Below are 17,533 nucleotides of genomic sequence, written 5' to 3' on the forward strand. Positions count from 1 at the left end.
CCCGGGGGTCCGGTGAGGCGGTCTCCGCCGCCTCTCCGGCCCCCGGGTCGCATTCCCTGTCCGGTCTTTTCTTCATTTGGCGCTGCTACGCGCGTAGACATTCGCTCAGCACGATAGTTTCGCCGCGCCCTGCCTCCTGCCTCCGCCTCCCGCCCGCCTCCCGCTCCTTTCCGCCAAGGAGAGTGCGTCATCAACGCGTCCAGCCCGCCCCCCGCCGTAGAACTGCACGGCATCACCAAGCGCTTCCCCGGCGTCGTCGCCAACCACGACATCGACATCACCATCCGCAAGGGCACCGTGCACGCCCTCGTCGGTGAGAACGGTGCCGGCAAGTCGACCCTGATGAAGATCCTTTACGGCATGCAGAAGCCGGACGAGGGCACCATCACCATCGACGGGGAGCAGGCCACTTTCCACAGCCCGGCCGACGCCATCGCGCGCGGCATCGGCATGGTGCACCAGCACTTCATGCTCGCCGACAACCTCACCGTCCTGGAGAACGTCGTTCTCGGCGGCGAGAAGCTGTACGGCATCGGCAACAGGGCCCGCCAGAAGATCAAGGAGATCTCGGAGGCGTACGGCCTGCACGTGCGCCCCGACGCCCTGGTCGAGAACCTCGGTGTGGCCGACCGCCAGCGCGTGGAGATCCTCAAGGTCCTCTACCGCGGCGCGCGCATCCTCATCCTCGACGAGCCGACCGCCGTGCTCGTCCCGCAGGAGGTCGACGCGCTCTTCGCGAACCTCCGCGAGCTCAAGTCCGAGGGCCTGACGGTCATCTTCATCTCGCACAAGCTGGGCGAGGTCCTCTCGGTCGCCGACGACATCACCGTCATCCGGCGCGGCACGACGGTCGGCACCGCCGACCCGGCGAACACCACCACCAAGCAGCTCGCCGAGCTGATGGTCGGCAGCGAGCTCCCGTCGCCCGAGACCCGTGAGTCGACGGTCACCGACGTACCGATGCTCACCATCGACGACCTCCAGCTGAACGCCACCGACCCGGACGGGGCCGTGCGCGAGGTGCTGGCCGGGATCACCTTCACCATCCACAAGGGTGAGGTGCTCGGCATCGCGGGCGTCGAGGGCAACGGCCAGGCCGAGCTCGTCGAGGCGATCATGGGCCTGCGCGACCCGGACGGCGGTGTCATCACGCTCGACACCGCCGACATCTCGCACGCGCCCACCCGTAAACGCCGTGAGAGCGGCATCGGCTACATCCCCGAGGACCGCCACCGCCACGGCCTGCTCCTCGAGGCGCCGCTGTGGGAGAACCGCATCCTGGGCCACGTCACCGAGGAGCCCAACTCCAATCGCGGACTGCTCGACCTGAAGGCGGCCCGCAAGGACACCGAGCGGATCGTGAAGGCGTACGACGTCCGCACGCCCGGTATCGAGGTCACCGCCGCCTCGCTGTCCGGCGGCAACCAGCAGAAGCTGATCGTCGGCCGGGAGATGAGCCACGCCCCCAAGCTGCTCATCGCCGCCCACCCCACGCGCGGCGTGGACGTCGGCGCGCAGGTGCAGATCTGGGACCAGATCCGCGAGGCGCGCCGCGAGGGACTGGCCGTACTGCTGATCTCCGCCGACCTGGACGAGCTGATCGGGCTCTCCGACACCCTGCGGGTCATGTACCGCGGCCGCCTGGTCGCGGACGCCGACCCCGCGACCATCACCCCGGAGGAACTGGGCTCGGCCATGACCGGCGCCGCCACCGGCCACCTTGAGGCAGCCCCGGAGGACGAGGCCTGATGAAGAAATTCGACAAGGACCGGCTGATTCTGGGCCTCGCCGGCCCAGTGCTCGCGCTGGTCGTCGCCATCGCGCTCACCTCGGTGGTGCTGCTCGCCTCGGGCCGCGACCCGTTCGAGCCGTACAAGCTGATGGTCGAGAGCGCGCAGTACGCCGACATCCAGGTGCTCATCCTGAACCAGGCGGGCACGTACTACCTGGCGGCGCTCGCCGTCGCCGTCGGCTTCCGGATGAACCTGTTCAACATCGGCGTCGACGGCCAGTACCGCCTCGCCGCGATGATGGCGGCGCTCGTCGGCGCGGCCGTCGAGCTGCCCGGCCCGCTGCACATCGCGCTGATCGTGCTCGTCGCCATGCTGACCGGCGCCTTCTGGGCCGGTATCGCCGGTGTCCTCAAGACCCTGCGCGGGGTGAGCGAGGTCGTCTCGACGATCATGCTCAACGCGATCGCCACCAGCCTGATCGCGTGGCTGATCCTCACCGACAACTTCGGCGTGCAGCTGGAGGGCTCCAACGACCTCACCACGGGTGAGATCGCGGAGTCCGGCTGGTTCCCGAGCGTCAGCCTGGCCGACGGCGGCGAGATCTACGGCTTCACGTTCGTCGCCTTCGCGCTCGGCATCGTCTACTGGTTCGTCCTCAACCGCACCCGCTTCGGCTTCGACCTGCGCGCCACCGGCGCCAGCGAGAGCGCCGCCGCGGCCTCCGGCGTCGACGCCAAGAAGATGATCCTCACCGCGATGCTCATCTCCGGCGGTGTGGCGGGTCTCGCCGGCATGCCGACCCTGCTGGGCGACACCCACACGTACAGCCTCAGCTTCCCGACCGGAATCGGCTTCACGGGCATCACCATCGCCCTGCTCGGCCGCAACAACCCGATCGGCATCTTCTTCAGCGCCCTGCTGATCGCGTTCCTGGACAAGGCGTCCTCCGCGCTCGACCAGTACGGCTACGAGAAGGAGATCGCCACGATCATGCAGGGCCTGATCGTGATCGCGGTCGTCGTCAGTTACGAACTCGTCCGCCGCTACGGGCTCCGCCGCCAGCAGCAGAAGGTGGGCGAGGAGCTCGCCGCAGCCGCCCGCAAGAACCGTGAGGAGGTGGCGGCGTAATGAGTACCAGCACTGTCTCCGCCGTGAGCGCGGCGCCCAAGAAGAGCGCCCGCCGCAAGCTGTCCGTACCCGTCATCCTGCTGATCATCGCGGGTGCGCTGGCCCTGGTCTCGCTGGTGCGCATCATCAGCGGCGCCGACGACCTGACCTCCGTCGGCCAGGTCTCCGGCGCCCTCCAGCTCGCCATCCCGATCGGTCTCGCCGGCCTCGGCGGCCTGTGGGCCGAGCGCGCGGGCGTCGTCAACATCGGCCTCGAAGGCATGATGATCCTGGGCACCTGGTTCGGCGCGTATGCCGGCTACCAGTGGGGCCCGTGGACGGGCGTCGCCCTCGGCATCGTCGGTGGCGCGCTCGGCGGTCTGCTGCACGCCGTCATCACCGTCACCTTCGGCGTGAACCACATCGTCTCCGGTGTGGCCATCAACATCCTGGCCGTCGGCGTCACCCGCTACCTGTCCAACTTCACGTTCGACAAGGCCGCGGGCGGCTCCTCCAAGCAGTCCCCGCGGATCGACGAGATCACCAAGATCACCATTCCGGGGCTCTCCGACTGGCTGCGCGACATCCAGGGCAAACACTGGTTCTTCGTCTCCGACGTCGCCGGAGTCCTCGGCGGCCTGGTCACCAACCTCTCGCTGCTGACGATCGTCGCGCTGCTGCTGATCCCGGCCACCATCTGGATCCTGTGGCACACGGCGTTCGGCCTGCGGCTGCGCTCCTGCGGTGAGAACCCGGTGGCGGCCGAGTCCCTCGGCGTCAACGTCTACAAGTACAAGTACATCGCCGTCGTCGTCTCCGGCGGCCTGGCCGGCCTCGCGGGCGCGTTCCTCGCCATCGTCGCGACCGGCATCTACCAGGAGGGCCAGACCGGCGGCCGCGGCTACATCGGTCTCGCCGCGATGATCTTCGGCAACTGGATGCCGGGCGGAATGGCGCTCGGCGCGGGCCTCTTCGGCTTCACCGACAGCCTCAAGCTGCGCGGCGGCGCCGAGAACGTCCACGCGATGCTGCTCCTGCTGGCGATCCTGCTGCTGCTCGTCGTGTTCTGGCAGCTGTACAAGAAGAAGTACCTGCCGGCGGCGATCTCCGCCGTGGCCGCCGTGCTCCTCTTCGTCTGGTACTCGCTCACCAACGAGGTGCCGAGCCAGTTCGTGGACGCCGCGCCGTACATCACCACGCTGCTCGTGCTGGCCCTGTCCGCGCAACGCCTGCGCATGCCCAAGGCCGACGGCATGCCGTACCGGAAGGGCCAGGGCAAGTGACGGACGCCGCGGCACCGGCCGACTGGGAAGCCCTGCGAGAGGCGGCGCGCGAGGCCATGTCCCACGCGTACGCGCCGTACTCGGGCTTCCCGGTCGGCGCCGCGGCCCTCGTCGACGACGGCCGCACGGTCACCGGCTGCAACGTGGAGAACGCCTCGTACGGCCTCTCCCTGTGCGCCGAGTGCGGCCTCGTCTCGCAGCTCAACGCCACCGGCGGCGGCCGCCTGACGCACTTCACCTGCGTCGACGGCCGGGGCGAGATCCTGATGCCCTGCGGCCGCTGCCGGCAGTTGCTGTACGAATTCGGCGGCCCCGCGCTGCTGCTCGACACGTCGGCGGGTATCCGTACCCTCGCCGACATGCTCCCCGACGCCTTCGGCCCACAGCACCTGGCGCCAGGCACCCCGGAAGGAACCTGAAACCGCATGGACGTCATCTCCGTCATCCGGACCAAGCGCGACAAGGGCGAACTGAGCCCCGAGCAGATCGACTGGGTCATCGACGCCTACACGCGCGGTGAGGTCGCCGACGAGCAGATGTCCGCTCTCGCGATGGCGATCCTGCTCAACGGCATGAACCGGGTCGAAATCGCCCGCTGGACCGCCGCGATGATCAACTCGGGCGAGCGGATGAACTTCGCGCAGCTCTCCCGCCCCACGGCCGACAAGCACTCCACCGGCGGCGTCGGCGACAAGATCACGCTGCCGCTCGCGCCGATCGTCGCCGCCTGCGGCGCGGCCGTGCCCCAGCTTTCGGGCCGGGGGCTCGGCCACACCGGCGGCACGCTCGACAAGCTGGAGTCCATCCCCGGCTGGCGCGCCCTGCTCTCCAACGAGGAGATGCTCGACGTCCTCGACTCCACCGGCGCGGTCATCTGCGCCGCGGGCGACGGCCTGGCCCCGGCGGACAAGAAGCTGTACGCGCTGCGCGACGTCACCGGCACGGTCGAGGCGATCCCGCTGATCGCCTCCTCCATCATGTCCAAGAAGATCGCCGAGGGGACGGGCTCGCTCGTCCTGGACGTCAAGGTCGGCTCCGGCGCCTTCATGAAGAACATCGAGGACGCCCGTGAGCTCGCCGCCACCATGGTGGGCCTGGGCACCGACCACGGCGTACGGACGGTGGCCCTGCTCACCGACATGTCGACGCCGCTCGGCCTCACGGCGGGCAACGCCCTCGAAGTCCGCGAGTCCGTCGAGGTGCTGGCGGGCGGCGGTCCCCAGGACGTCGTCGACCTGACCCTCGCGCTCGCCCGCGAGATGCTCGACGCGGCGGGCCTGAAGGACGCCGACCCGGCCAAGGCACTCGCCGACGGCTCCGCGATGGACGTCTGGCGCCGCATGATCGCGGCCCAGGGCGGCGACCCGGACGCGGCCCTGCCGGTCGCCCGGGAGCAGCACGTGGTCCACGCGTCGGAGTCCGGCGTCCTCACCACCATGGACGCGTACGCCGTGGGCGTCGCCGCCTGGCGCCTGGGCGCCGGCCGCGCGCGCAAGGAGGACCAGGTCCAGGCGGGCGCGGGCATCGAACTCCACGCCAAGCCGGGCGACAGGGTCACCGCCGGCCAGCGCCTGATGACCCTGCACACGGACACCCCGGAGAAGTTCGAGTACGCCCTCGAAGCGCTGAACGGCAGGGTCTTCACGTCCCCCGAGGGCACCGACTTCACCCCGAACCCGATCGTGCTGGGCCGCATCGCGTAACCCACGCCGTACGACGCGCATCGCACAGCTCCCGTCGCACAGGGGGCGAGCACGACGAGCGGGGCCGGTGATTCCACCGGCCCCGCTTTTCGCGTCTCCGCGCATCCGCGCCTCCGCGCTCCTCGGGCGCCCGGAGATCCACCGGCCGGGGCGGCCGCCGATGAGTTCTGCCCCCGGCCCGGGTCTCCCCCATGTGGATGCCACGATGCCGACCGTTCTCGTCGTCGTCGGCCGGGTGACCCCTGCCGACGTCCCCCTGCTGTGCGCCGAACTCGACGACCTGCTGTGCGGCGCGGTCGCCACCGAGATCGTCTGCGACGTCGCCCGGCTGACCGATCCGGACCTCACCGCCGTCGAGGCGCTGGCCCGCCTGCGGCTCACCGCCCGCCGGGCCGGCCGCCGCCTGCGCCTGCGGGGCGCGCGCCCGGACCTGGTGGCGCTGCTGAGCCTGGTCGGGCTGGGCGAGCCCGACGCGCCCCACGTGCCTTCCGGGCAGTAATCATTTCGACGCGGTCACCCGATGGGTGGTTTCCCGAACGGCGGACAACTCCCTTTCGAGCCGCGCCATTGCCGGTCGCCCGCCTTTCTTTTCTGCGGCTCCAAATGGCCGAACAGGCGCGCCTATGCGTGCTTTTCCCACTGTCTTTCTGACAAAGTTCAATCCTGCTTTTGTCGCCTTGTTCGAAAGCCGAAATTCGCGGTTGCTTTCTCGGTCAGTTCTACGGTCCACGTATGAAGAGAGCCGCTCGTGCTGCAACAAAGTTGGACTGAGCAGAGCCAACTGACAGTTTTTCACCTCGTTCAGCCGGTGGAAGGGGGAGTCGCGCGCGTTGTCACCGATCTCGTCAGAGCGCAGACGAGCGAAGGTCTGCGTACGGTCGTCGCCTGCCCGCAGGGCGGCACACTGGCCTCGGACGCCGCCGAGGCCGGAGCGCAGGTGCACACTTGGCCCGCCGTCCGGGCTCCCGGACCGCGCCTGGCCGGCGAAGTCATGACCGCCGCCCGGCTCGTCCGCCAGAGCCGTCCCCACGTCGTCCACGCCCACAGCGCCAAGGCGGGGCTCGCGGGCCGGCTGGCCCTGCGCGGGCGCGTGCCGACGGTCTTCCAGCCCCACGCCTGGTCCTTCGAGGCGGTACGGGGCCGGGAGGCGGCCCTCGCTCTCGCGTGGGAGCGGTACGCGGCCCGGTGGACCTCCCGGACCCTCTGCGTCAGCGAGACCGAGCGCGAAACGGGCGAGGTGGCCGGCATCACCGCCCGCTGGTCGGTGATCCGCAACGGCGTCGACCTCGGCCACTTCCGCCCCGACGAGGGTGCGGGCCGCGCCGCCGCACGGGCCGCCCTGCCCCTGCTCTCCGGGATCCCCGCCGGAGCCCCCCTGGTGGTCTGCGTCGGCCGGCTGTGCCGCCAGAAGGGCCAGGACGTCCTGTTGCGGGCCTGGCGTCAGGTGGCGGCGCCCGGCGCCCGGCTGGTCCTGGTGGGCGACGGGCCGGACGGTGAGCGGCTGCGGGCGGACGCCCCGCCGGGCGTGCTGTTCGCGGGCGCGAGCCGGGACACCCGGCCGTGGTTCCACGCGGCCGACGTCGTCGTGCTCCCGTCCCGCTGGGAGGGCATGGCGCTGGCCCCGCTGGAGGCCATGGCCTGTGGCAGGCCCGTCGTGCTGACCGACGTCAGCGGCGCCCGGGAGAGCCTGCCGCCCGGCCAGGAGGCGCACTGCCTCGTACCGCCCGAGGACCCGGCGGCCCTCGCGACGGCACTCACCGCGCTGCTGGGCGACCCCGGGCTCCGCGCGTCCCTCGGGCACGCGGCCCGCACCCACACCCGGTCGGCCCGCGACGTACGCGAGACCGCCGCAGCCGTCTCCGACCTCTATCGGGAACTTCTCAGCCTGCACCGACCCATGACGAGGAAGCGCACCGAGCGATGACAACGGAGAGTGCATTCGCCCAGGCCACGGCCGTAGCGCCGGCGGCCCCATCGGTCCACCCGCCACGGAGCGCCACCGGCCGCCCCGTGCCCCTCGCCCCCCGGAGCATCCGCCGGCGCGGCCCCGTGGCCGGTCTGCTCGCGGCCGACGTCCTCGCGGTGGCCGCCACCCTGGCCCTGCTGCCGTGGCCGACGGCGATGCTCGCCCCGCTCGCGGCCCTCACCCTGGCGCTGCACACCTACCGCGGCCTCTACCGCCCCCGCCTGTCCCCGTCGGCGCTCGCGGAGATCCCGCCGGTCCTCCTCCTCGCGCTGATCCAGTGGTACGCCGTCGCCGAAGCCCTCGCGGCGTACGCCCCGCACCTCGCCCTCCCCTGGAGCACCCTCGCTCTCGCCGCCGCCGCGCAGACGCTCCTGCTGTGCTCCGCCCGCGGCGTCGTTCACGAGGCCCGCCGCCGGACCGCGGTCCGCCGCCCGCAGTCGGCACTGATCGTCGGCCGGGGCCCGGTCGTGCACCGGATCACAGCGGCCCTGCAGACGAGAGCCGAGTACGGACTGCGCCCGGTCGGCCGGGTCGACGAAGCCCACACGGACACGGACACGGACGCGGACCCGGACACGCTGCCGGTGCTGACGACCCTGGAGGACGTGACCCGCGCGGTCATCCAGAACTCCGTACGCCACGCCGTGTTCACCCACTCGCCCGAGCAGCTCCCCGACGCCCGGCTCGTCGCCCTCCTCGCCGGGCACGACTGCCACCTGTGGCAGGTCGAAGGCCGCACGCCCAGCAAGGACCCGGACCACCTCTGGGGCTTCGCGGTACGCCCTCTGCACGCCCACAGACCGGTGTCCGCGGCCGTCAAACGCGCCATGGACGCCCTGGTGGCCGCGGTGGCCCTGCTGGCCGCCGCGCCGGTGATGGCCGCGTGCGCCCTAGCCGTACGCCTGTCCGACGGCCCCGGCGTCATCTTCCGTCAGGAGCGCATCGGCCGCGACGGCCGCCCGTTCACCCTCCTGAAGTTCCGTACGCTCCGCCCGGCCGACGAGCACGAGTCCGCCACGCGCTGGAGCGTGGCCACCGATCACCGCATGAGCCACACGGGCAACCTCCTGCGCCGCACGTCCCTCGACGAACTTCCCCAGCTGTGGAACGTCCTGCGCGGCGACATGAGCCTGGTGGGCCCCCGCCCCGAGCGTCCGTACTTCGTCACGAAGTTCAGCCACGCCTACCCCGGCTACCAGGCCCGCCACCGGATGCCGGTGGGCATCACCGGCCTGGCCCAGGTCAACGGACTGCGCGGCGACACCTCGATCGAGGACCGCGCCCGCTTCGACAACCACTACATCGAGACCTGGTCGCTCTGGCAGGACGTGTGCATCCTCACGCGCACCGCCGCTTCCCTGTTCCGGCTCGGAGGCAGCTGAGCATGACCGTCCTGTGGACGACACCGGCGCCCCGCCTCCGCCTCCCGCTCCTTCCCCTGATCGTCACCGTGCTGCTGCTGGCGGTCCCCATGCAGGCGGCGGCAGCCGGTACGTCCGCCAACATCACCCCGGCGGACATCGCGTCCTGCGCCCTGGTGCTCGTCGCCCTGGCCGGGGCAGTCCGCCGACGCCCCCTCACGCCCGCCGCCGCCCTGATCCTGGGCCTGCCGGCCCTCGGCATCGCCGTGGCGACGGCGACCGCCACCGACCCCACGGCGGCCCTCACCGGGTTCGTCCGCTACCTCCAGGTGTTCGTGCTGGTCCCGGCGGCGGTGGTCCTCCTCCTGCGCACCCCCCACCACTTCCGCGTCGTCACCGGCGCCCTCGTCGTCCTGGCGCTCGTCCAGGGCGCGACCGGGGTCTACCAGTACGCCACCGGCACGGGCGCGTCGTACATGGGCGAGGACATCAGAGCGGTGGGCACCTTCGGCCCCACCGACGTCATGGGAATGGCCACGGTGGTCTCCTACGGCCTGCTGGCGACCCTGGCCCTGGCTCTGCGCACTCCCGCGTCGGCACCGCCCTGGCTCCGCCCCTGCGCGATCGCGGCCTCGGCGGCGCTGACCGTCCCCCTGGCCGTGTCGTTCAGCAGGGGGGCCTGGATTGCCACGGTGATCGCGGCTGTGGCGATGATCCTCCTCACCGGCCCGCGTCAGGCGGCCAAGGCGCTGGCCGCCGTGACGGCGGCCGCAGTCGTCCTCGTGGGCGGCTTCGGCGTCGGCTCGCAGATGATCTCCGAACGCCTCACCAGCATCACCGAGGTGACCGAGGCCCCCGACCGGTCGGTCAACGACCGCTACACGATGTGGGCCGCCGCCGCGAGCATGTGGCAGGACAACCCCGCCACCGGGGTGGGCCTCAAGGGCTTCCCGGTCCACCGCGACGCGCACGCGTCGATCGGCCTCTCCTCCGGCAGCGACACGGCGGGAGCGGGCCAGACGTTCCACAAGCAGCCCCTGCTCTCGCCGCACAACATGTACCTCCTGGTCCTGAGCGAACAGGGGCTGATCGGCCTCACGGCCTTCGTGGGCACCTGGGCGGCGATCCTGACGGCGTCCCTGCGCCGACTGCGCCGGGGCCACCCGGCGGCGGACTGCGGCCTGGCGGCGATCGGCCTGACCGTCTATCAGACGGTCGACTTCCTGTACGCCGACATCGGCGGCCCCTCGACGGTCCTCACCGGCGTCATCCTGGGCCTGGCCGCCTGGTGGGCCCTGGCACCGAGCGAGGCGCCGGAATGACCGACACCCCCGTCCACGCGCAGCACCCGCCCCCGGCCGCCACGGCGCCGGAGCCGCACGCCGAGAAGCCGGCCCCCTTCCCGGCGCCGCACCCCACCGCGCCGACCCCGCCGCCCCGGCGGGCGCCGGGCACGACGGCGCCTCCCCTGCTCGGCCGCTTCCTGGCCAGGGCCGCCGCCGTCACCGCCGGCCTGACCGCCGCGAGCGCACTCCTCGGCCTCCTGCGCGACCAGACCATCGCCCACCTCTTCGGCGCGAGCGTGGAGAGCGACGCCTTCCTGATCGCCTGGACCGTGCCGGAGATGGCGGCCACGCTGCTGATCGAGGACGCCATGGCGCTCCTCCTGGTCCCCGCCTTCAGCCACGCCCTGGCCCGCCGCGCCGCCCGGCGGACCCAGGACCCCGCCCTCGCGGACGACGCCGTACGGGCCCTGGTCCTGGCCACGCTGCCCCGGCTGTGCGCCGCCCTGGCCGCCGCCGCCGCACTGCTCGCCCTGGGCGCGCCCTGGCTGGTGCGACTCCTCGCGCCCGGCTTCGGCGACCCCCAACTGGCCACCGACTGCACCCGCCTGACGGCGGTCACCGTCTTCACGTTCGGGATCACCGGGTACTTCAGCGCCGCCCTGCGGGCCCACGGCCACTTCCTGCTGCCGGCCGGCGTCTACGCGGCGTACAACATCGGCATCATCGCCACGACGCTCACCCTGCACTCGCTCTGGGGCGTACGAGCGGCCGCGGCCGGTGTGGCCGTGGGCAGCCTCCTGATGATCCTGACCCAGCTCCCCACGTTCCTGCGCCTGACCCGCGCCCACCGCACGCCCGCACCCTCGCGCGCCCCCGCCCCCCGCTCCGAGCCGCCCACCCCCTCGCTCCTGACGGCCCCTCTCCTCACGACGTCGCTGCTCGCCCCGGTGATCCTCTTCGCGGTGGGCCGCCAGGGGCAGGTCCTGGTCGAGCGCTTCCTGGCGTCACCGCTGCCCGGCGGAGCCATCTCGCACCTCAACTACGCGCAGAAGGTCGCGCAGATGCCGATGGTGCTGTCCCTCATGATCTGCACCGTCACCTTCCCCGTGGTCGCCCGGGCGATGGCGGAAGGAGACGAGGAAGGGGCCCGCCTCAGGGTCGAGAGGGACCTGGCCCTGGCCGCGACGGTCGTGCTGCTCGGCACCGCGATGGTCCTCGGCTACGCGCCGCAGATCATCGAAGTCCTCTTCGAGCGCGGCGCGTTCGACGCCCGGGACACCGCCACGACGGCGACCGTCATGCGCGTGTACGCCCTGGGCCTCCTGGGCCACTGCCTGGTGGGCGCGCTGAGCAGGCCGTTCTTCTCGGCGAGCCGCCCGACCTGGTACCCGGCCGCCGCGATGGCCGCGGGCCTGGTCGTCACCACCGCGGCGGGCGCGGTGGCGGCGGAGCGCTTCGGCGTACACGGCATCGCGGCCGCCAACGCCGTCGGCATCAGCACGACGGCCCTGCTCCTCCTCGGCGGCCTCGGCTCGCGCGTGGTCCCCATCCGGGTCCGGACCGTCGCCACGGCCCTCGCCCGCCTGGCGGCGGCGGCCGCGGCGGCCGCCGCCGCGGGCTGGGCGGCCGCGCCGGTGACACCGGGCGGCCCCCTCCTCGGCGTGGCCGCAGGGTGCGTCCTCGTCCCCGCCGTCTTCGTCCTCTGCGGGCTCGCGGTACGCGCCCCGGAGGTCGTCCACCTGCTGGCCCTCACCCGACAGAGGTTCCGTCATGGCCGCTGACACGGCGACCCGCAACGCCCCACGCCCCGTACCGGGGCTCCCCGCCCCGCCGTGGATCCTGATGTACCACTCGGTGGGCGACCCGGCGAACGACCCGTACGGCATCACGGTCTCCCGTGACCGGCTCGACCGGCAGCTCGGCTGGCTGCGCCGCCACGGCCTGACCGGAGTGGACGTGGGCACCCTGCTCCGCGCCCACGCGGTGGGCCGATCCGGCGGCCTGGTCGGGCTGACCTTCGACGACGGATACGCCGACTTCGTGCACGAGGCCCTGCCGGTACTGCGCCGCCACGACTGCACGGCGACGGTGTTCGTGCTGCCCGGCCGGTGCGGCGGCTCCAACGGGTGGGACCCGCTGGGCCCGCGCAAGCGGCTGCTCACCGAGGAAGAGATCGCCGAAGCGGCCCGCGCGGGCATGCACATCGGCTCCCACGGCCTGTACCACCAGCGCCTGGCCGGCGTCCCCGACGACGTACTGCGCCGGGAGACGTCCGACAGCCGTGAGCTGATCCGCGACATCACCGGCACCGCCCCGGACAGCTTCTGCTACCCGTACGGCACGGTCGACGCCCGAGCGACCGCGTCGGTACGGGCCGCCGGCTACACCTACGGCTTCGCGATCGCGCCCGGCCCCCTCCTCGGCCCGTACGCCCTGCCCCGCACCCACGTCAGCCAGGCCGACCGGGACCTTCGCCTGTGGGCGAAGCGCACCCGGCACCGGTTCGCCCGTCACGGCGCCGCGCGATGAGGGCGCTGCACATCATCACCGGCCTCGGCATCGGGGGAGCCGAGCAGCAACTGCGCCTGCTGCTGCGTCACCTGCCGGTGTCCTGCGACGTCGTGACGCTGACGAACCCCGGCCCGGTGGCCGACGGTCTGCGCGCGGACGGCGTGCGGGTCACGCACCTGGGGATGGGGGGCAACCGGGACCTCAAGGCGCTGCCCGCCCTGACCCGGCTGGTGCGCCGCGGCGGGTACGACCTCGTCCACACGCACCTGTACCGCGCCTGCGTCTACGGGCGGATCGCCGCACGGCTGGCCGGCGTCGGAGCCACGGTCGCCACCGAGCACTCCCTGGGGCGGGCCGAGATCGAGGGCCGCCCCCTCACCCGGGGCGCCCGCGCGCTGTACCTGGGCACCGAACGCCTCGGCTCGGCGACCGTGGCCGTCTCCGCGACCGTGGCCGGGCGGCTGCGCGACTGGGGCGTACCGGCCGCGCGCATCCATGTCGTCCCCAACGGCATCGACGCCGCCCGCTTCCGTTACGACGCCACCCGGCGCGCCGCCACCCGCGCGCACCTGGGCATCCCCGCCGACGCGTTCGTGGCCGGCGGCGTGGGCAGGATCGTCCCGGGAAAGCGGTTCGACACCCTGGTCCGCGCGGTGGCGGCCCTGCCCGGCGCGTGGCTCCTGCTGGCGGGCGACGGCCCCGAGACGGACGCGCTGCGCACGCTGACCGCGCGCCTGGGGGCAACGGACCGCATCCGCTTCCTGGGCGAATGCGGCACCGACCCGCAAGGCGCCGACCCGCGAGGCGCCGGGCGTACTCCCGTCCCCGATCTCCTGTCCGCCATGGACGTCTTCGTGTCGACGTCCCGCGAGGAGGCCTTCGGTCTGGCCGTGGTCGAGGCGCTGGCCGCCGGACTGCCCGTACTCCACCGCACCTGCCCCGCCATCGACGACCTGCCCCACGACCACGCGCCCGGCGCCCGGCGCATCAGCGGCAGCGTCGGGGAACTGACGGCGGCCCTGCGCCGGCGCATGGAGGGCGGAGTACGCCGCCTGGTACCGCCGCCGGCCGTCGGCCACTACGACATCGCACGCAGCAGCGCACGCCTCATGGACGTGTACGCACACGCCCTCGCCTCCGCTCCCCCGACCAGGAGAGAAGCCCACCGATGACCGATTCCCCCGACCAGCACGAGCCCGAGCAGCCCCAGCGGCCCGCCACCCCCGGCCGCCTGGCCCGACTCCTCGCGGGCGCCGGCCGACGGGTGCGGGCCACGCCCCTGCCCGCTTGGTGGCCCGTACCCGTGTGCGCGCTCCTCGGCACCCTGTGCGGAGTGTCGTACGGCGTCCTCAAGACCCCGGAGTACACCGCCACCAGCTACGTCGTGGCCGTCCCCGCCAAGGGCACCGAGCCGGGCGCGGCGCTCGGCTACGCCCAGGCGTACGGCCGGATCACCACCAGCGACTCCACCCTCGCGTACGCGCGCGTCGCGGCGGGAGTGCCGCCCGAGGCGCTGCGTACGCAGGTCAGCACCGAGACGTCGCCCGACTCACCGATGATCGCGATCACCGGCACGGCGACGAAGCCGGCGGCCGCCGCGGACATCGCCAACGCGGTCGCCGAGGCCGTGTTCGTCAGCAGCAACCACGTCTCCAAGAACACCGGCGTCAAGCTGCTCGTCTTCTCCCAGGCGATCGCGCCGGCCGAGCCGGCGTCCCCGTCCGTCGGGATCAGCGCCGCCGTGGGCGGCTGCACCGGCGGCCTGCTGGGCGGCCTGGCCCTCCTGGTTCGCCCGAAGCGCCCCCGCAGGGCCGCGTCGGCGTCGGTGCCCGGCCCCTCCACCGCCCCCGCCGAGGCGGGCGCCGGCTCCACCGCCGAACGGGAGCTGGTGTGACGGCCGCGCGGGGCCTCACCGCGACGCTGTGCCGCGACCCCGCCAGGTTCGCGCGGCTGCGGCCCGAGTGGGACGCGCTGCACCGCCGCTGTGCCGCCTCCACACCGTTCCAGAGCCACGCCTGGCTCCACTCGTGGTGGCTCTCGTACGGAACGAACGGCCGCCTGCGCGTCGTACTGGCCCGCCGCGACGGCCGGCTGATCGGCGCCGCGCCGCTGATGCTCGTCCACCGGCCGATGCCGCTGCTCGTCCCCCTCGGCGGCGCGATCTCCGACTTCTCCGACGTACTGGTCGACGACGAGGAGAGCGGCGGCGCCCTCACCGCGCTCGAACGCGGACTCGACCGCGCCGCCCGGCAGGCGGTGATCGACCTGCGCGAGGTGCGGCCCGGGGCGGCGGCCGAGCTGCTGTACGAGCGGTGGACCGGCGCCCGGGGGCGCCTCACGGACTCGACGTGCATGGAACTGCCCGTCGAGCCGATCGACGACCTGGTCAAGCGGATGCAGAGCAGCCGCGCCCAGCGCGTCCGGGCCAAACTCCGCAAGATCGACGCGCTGGGCGTCGAGAGCCGCGTGGTGAGCGAGCACGAGGTGCCCGACGCCGTCGGCCGCCTGCTGCGCCTGCACGAACTCCAGTGGCGGGGGCGGGGCGTCAACGTCGAGCACCTCAGGCCGCGCTTCGCCGAGCACCTGGTGCGGGCCGGGCGGCGGATGCTGCGGGACGGCGACGCCGCGCTCACCGAGTTCCGGCTGGAGGGCCGGGTGGTGGCGGTGAGCATGACGCTGCAGTCCGGCCTGCTCTCCGGCGGCTACCTGTACGGAGCCGACCCGGCGCTGCGGGAGCGCAAGGTGGACGTGACGACGATGCTGCTGCGCCAGGAGGCCGCGCTGGCCTCGGGCTCGGGCCGAGGCGTGCTCAGCCTGCTGCGCGGCTCGGAGGCGTACAAGAACCACTGGCGCCCCGAGGCGGTCACCAACCAGCGGCTCCTGCTGGCCCGGTCCGCCCTGGAGCCCCTGCTGCGCGTACGCGAGTCGCAGGTGACCATGCGGGACCGGGCCGCCGAGACCGTCACCACGCGCTTTCCGGCGGCGCGCGACTGGCGGGACCGGGTGAACAACTGGCGGGCGGACGGCGCGGTCAGGACTTCCAGTCCTGCGGGAAGCGGGGCTTCACGCAGACCGTGAAGTCGCGCACCCACTGGTTGATCCACTCGCCCATCTCCATCGGCACGCACCACTCCCCGGAGTCGGACCGTCCGGGCCGCTCGGGCGCCCCGGGCTTCTCCGGCGGCTCGGTCGGCGTCGGCCTGGCCGGCTTGCTCTCCCCGGGCTTCGGCGTCGAGGGCGAGGGCGAGGGGGCCGGGGGCGGCGACGGGACCGGCGGGTCGGACGGCGGGTCGGACGGCGGCGTCTGTGTGACGGGCGGCGCCTGCCACCCGAACAGCTTCGAGCGGAAGACCTCCGACGACCGGGGATTCTCGTCGCACTGCCAGACGCCGTGCGGGCAGTAGTCGGTGATGGTCTGGTACAGCGGCTTGTGCCGGGCCATCCAGTCCAGCATCCCCTTCATGTACGCGGGGTTGTCGCCGTTGCGGAACAGGCCCCACTCCGGGTAGGAGATCGCCTTGCCGTGCTCGGCGGCGAAGTCGACCTGCGCCTGGAGCCCGTACGGGTCCGACACCTGCTGCTCGAAGGTGTCGCCGGGAGGCTGGTCGTACGAGTCCATCCCGATGATGTCCACGACGTCGTCGCCCGGGTAGCACTCGGTCCACGGAATGGCGTCGATGCCGCGGTTCGGGGCGAAGTCGAAGCGGAGCTTCTGGCCGGGGACGGAACGCATCGCCGCGACGACGCGGTTCCAGTACGCCTTCCAGGCGTCGGGATCGGGGGCGCAGCGGTGCGAGTACGTCGTCCCGTTCATCTCCCAGCCCAGCACGATCACGGTGTCCGGTACGCCGAGCTCCACCAGCGTGGTGGCCAGCTTCCGGTAGTGGCGGTCGAAACGCCCGGCCGCGCCGTCCTGGAGCAGGTCGCGGACCTCGTCGTCGGACAGGCGCTCCTCGTTCCGCTCCATCATGGGCACGTTGAGGACGAACATCCGGTCGTCCGCGCCGCGCCGCCACTCGGCCCACGGGCGCAGGAACTCGGGGCGGCCCGCGATGTTCTCCCAGACGTCGCCCGGCAGGTACGTGTGCCCGACCGACAGGTCCGCACCGCCCAGCCACTGCGACAGTTCGGCCATCCGCGTCACGCCGTCGGGCCCGTAGTGGAGATACGCGCCGATGGCGGGCGTGGGCCGGTCGGGCGGGCCCTCGTCCGAAGCCGGGGGAGAGGTGGCCACCGGGGCGGGATCCACGGCGGCCGTCGCTCCGGCCGGGCTCCCCGCGAGAACACCACCGGCGACAACGAGACTCATGACCACCGTCCCGATGCAGGTGCCTGTGAGACGGCGCCTCTTGGACATGACTCCTCCTACGATCGTCGTTCGTGCCGACGCGTCCGACAGTAGGCAGAAAGTCGTACTAATGAGCTGTCCGCATGCCCGTCAATGGGCCATTGGCGAATGGGCGCCCTTTGAAAACGGCCACTCGGGTGAAATCGCCCCGCGTGATACGGGAGTAACGCGGACCGCCCCCGCTCGTTGAACGGGGGTCGCATGGGAGTGAGCCTTCCCAGCCGTGCAGCCCAAG

15 protein-coding genes are annotated in these 17,533 nt (G+C 72.6%); 14 read left to right on the top strand and 1 reads right to left on the bottom strand.

The genetic code is table 11. From position 1 onward, the window contains the following. The first annotated feature begins 222 nt into the window (after nt 1–222). The 14 genes from IE185_RS14100 to IE185_RS14165 all read left to right on the top strand — a co-directional run bounded on the left by IE185_RS14100 (nt 223) and on the right by IE185_RS14165 (nt 16,028). Nucleotides 223–1,749, top strand: a complete 1,527-nt coding sequence (locus IE185_RS14100; protein WP_138908231.1) for an ABC transporter ATP-binding protein — start codon at nt 223–225, stop codon at nt 1,747–1,749. Further along, nucleotides 1,749–2,861, top strand: coding sequence for an ABC transporter permease (locus tag IE185_RS14105; protein ID WP_138897422.1), 1,113 nt, complete (start codon nt 1,749–1,751; stop codon nt 2,859–2,861). The genes IE185_RS14100 and IE185_RS14105 overlap by 1 nt, the downstream gene beginning before the upstream one ends. Further along, on the top strand, nt 2,861–4,123 hold the full coding sequence (locus IE185_RS14110) for an ABC transporter permease (protein WP_138897421.1): 1,263 nt from the start codon (nt 2,861–2,863) through the stop codon (nt 4,121–4,123). Before IE185_RS14105 ends, IE185_RS14110 begins: the two co-directional genes overlap by 1 nt. After that, the gene (locus IE185_RS14115; protein WP_138897420.1) at nt 4,120–4,542 is read left to right on the top strand and encodes a cytidine deaminase; all 423 of its coding nucleotides are present in this window, start codon (nt 4,120–4,122) and stop codon (nt 4,540–4,542) included. Before IE185_RS14110 ends, IE185_RS14115 begins: the two co-directional genes overlap by 4 nt. A gap of 6 nt (nt 4,543–4,548) precedes the next feature. Then, entirely contained in the window at nt 4,549–5,826 is a 1,278-nt protein-coding gene (locus tag IE185_RS14120; protein WP_138897419.1) for a thymidine phosphorylase, read from the top strand. A 205-nt stretch (nt 5,827–6,031) separates the two neighbouring features. Further along, on the top strand, nt 6,032–6,325 hold the full coding sequence (locus IE185_RS14125; RefSeq protein ID WP_229843490.1) for an STAS domain-containing protein: 294 nt from the start codon (nt 6,032–6,034) through the stop codon (nt 6,323–6,325). A 249-nt stretch (nt 6,326–6,574) separates the two neighbouring features. Further along, entirely contained in the window at nt 6,575–7,750 is a 1,176-nt protein-coding gene (locus tag IE185_RS14130; RefSeq protein ID WP_138897418.1) for a glycosyltransferase, read from the top strand. Continuing rightward, a complete protein-coding gene (locus tag IE185_RS14135; protein ID WP_189715255.1) occupies nt 7,747–9,174 on the top strand; it encodes an exopolysaccharide biosynthesis polyprenyl glycosylphosphotransferase in 1,428 nt (475 codons plus the stop codon). Before IE185_RS14130 ends, IE185_RS14135 begins: the two co-directional genes overlap by 4 nt. 2 nt (nt 9,175–9,176) lie before the next feature. Next, entirely contained in the window at nt 9,177–10,475 is a 1,299-nt protein-coding gene (locus tag IE185_RS14140; protein ID WP_138899157.1) for an O-antigen ligase family protein, read from the top strand. After that, complete coding sequence (locus IE185_RS14145; RefSeq protein WP_189715257.1) at nt 10,472–12,220, top strand: lipid II flippase MurJ; 1,749 nt, start codon at nt 10,472–10,474, stop codon at nt 12,218–12,220. Before IE185_RS14140 ends, IE185_RS14145 begins: the two co-directional genes overlap by 4 nt. Continuing rightward, the gene (locus IE185_RS14150; RefSeq protein WP_138907486.1) at nt 12,210–12,968 is read left to right on the top strand and encodes a polysaccharide deacetylase family protein; all 759 of its coding nucleotides are present in this window, start codon (nt 12,210–12,212) and stop codon (nt 12,966–12,968) included. Before IE185_RS14145 ends, IE185_RS14150 begins: the two co-directional genes overlap by 11 nt. Then, nucleotides 12,965–14,122 carry a glycosyltransferase gene (locus IE185_RS14155; RefSeq protein ID WP_189715259.1) on the top strand — a complete coding sequence of 386 codons (1,158 nt, stop codon included), beginning with the start codon at nt 12,965–12,967 and terminating at the stop codon, nt 14,120–14,122. The genes IE185_RS14150 and IE185_RS14155 overlap by 4 nt, the downstream gene beginning before the upstream one ends. Further along, the gene (locus IE185_RS14160; RefSeq protein WP_229843491.1) at nt 14,119–14,844 is read left to right on the top strand and encodes a YveK family protein; all 726 of its coding nucleotides are present in this window, start codon (nt 14,119–14,121) and stop codon (nt 14,842–14,844) included. Before IE185_RS14155 ends, IE185_RS14160 begins: the two co-directional genes overlap by 4 nt. After that, complete coding sequence (locus IE185_RS14165) at nt 14,841–16,028, top strand: GNAT family N-acetyltransferase (RefSeq protein ID WP_138899396.1); 1,188 nt, start codon at nt 14,841–14,843, stop codon at nt 16,026–16,028. The genes IE185_RS14160 and IE185_RS14165 overlap by 4 nt, the downstream gene beginning before the upstream one ends. On the opposite strand, the gene IE185_RS14170 is transcribed toward IE185_RS14165, so the two are convergent. Beyond that, a complete protein-coding gene (locus IE185_RS14170) occupies nt 15,982–17,307 on the bottom strand; it encodes a glycoside hydrolase family 26 protein (RefSeq protein WP_189715261.1) in 1,326 nt (441 codons plus the stop codon). The two genes, IE185_RS14165 and IE185_RS14170, sit on opposite strands and share 47 nt — an antisense overlap. Nucleotides 17,308–17,533: the final 226 nt, after the last annotated feature.

This window comes from Streptomyces chryseus, from assembly GCF_014650755.1.
GTDB lineage: Bacteria > Actinomycetota > Actinomycetes > Streptomycetales > Streptomycetaceae > Streptomyces > Streptomyces chryseus.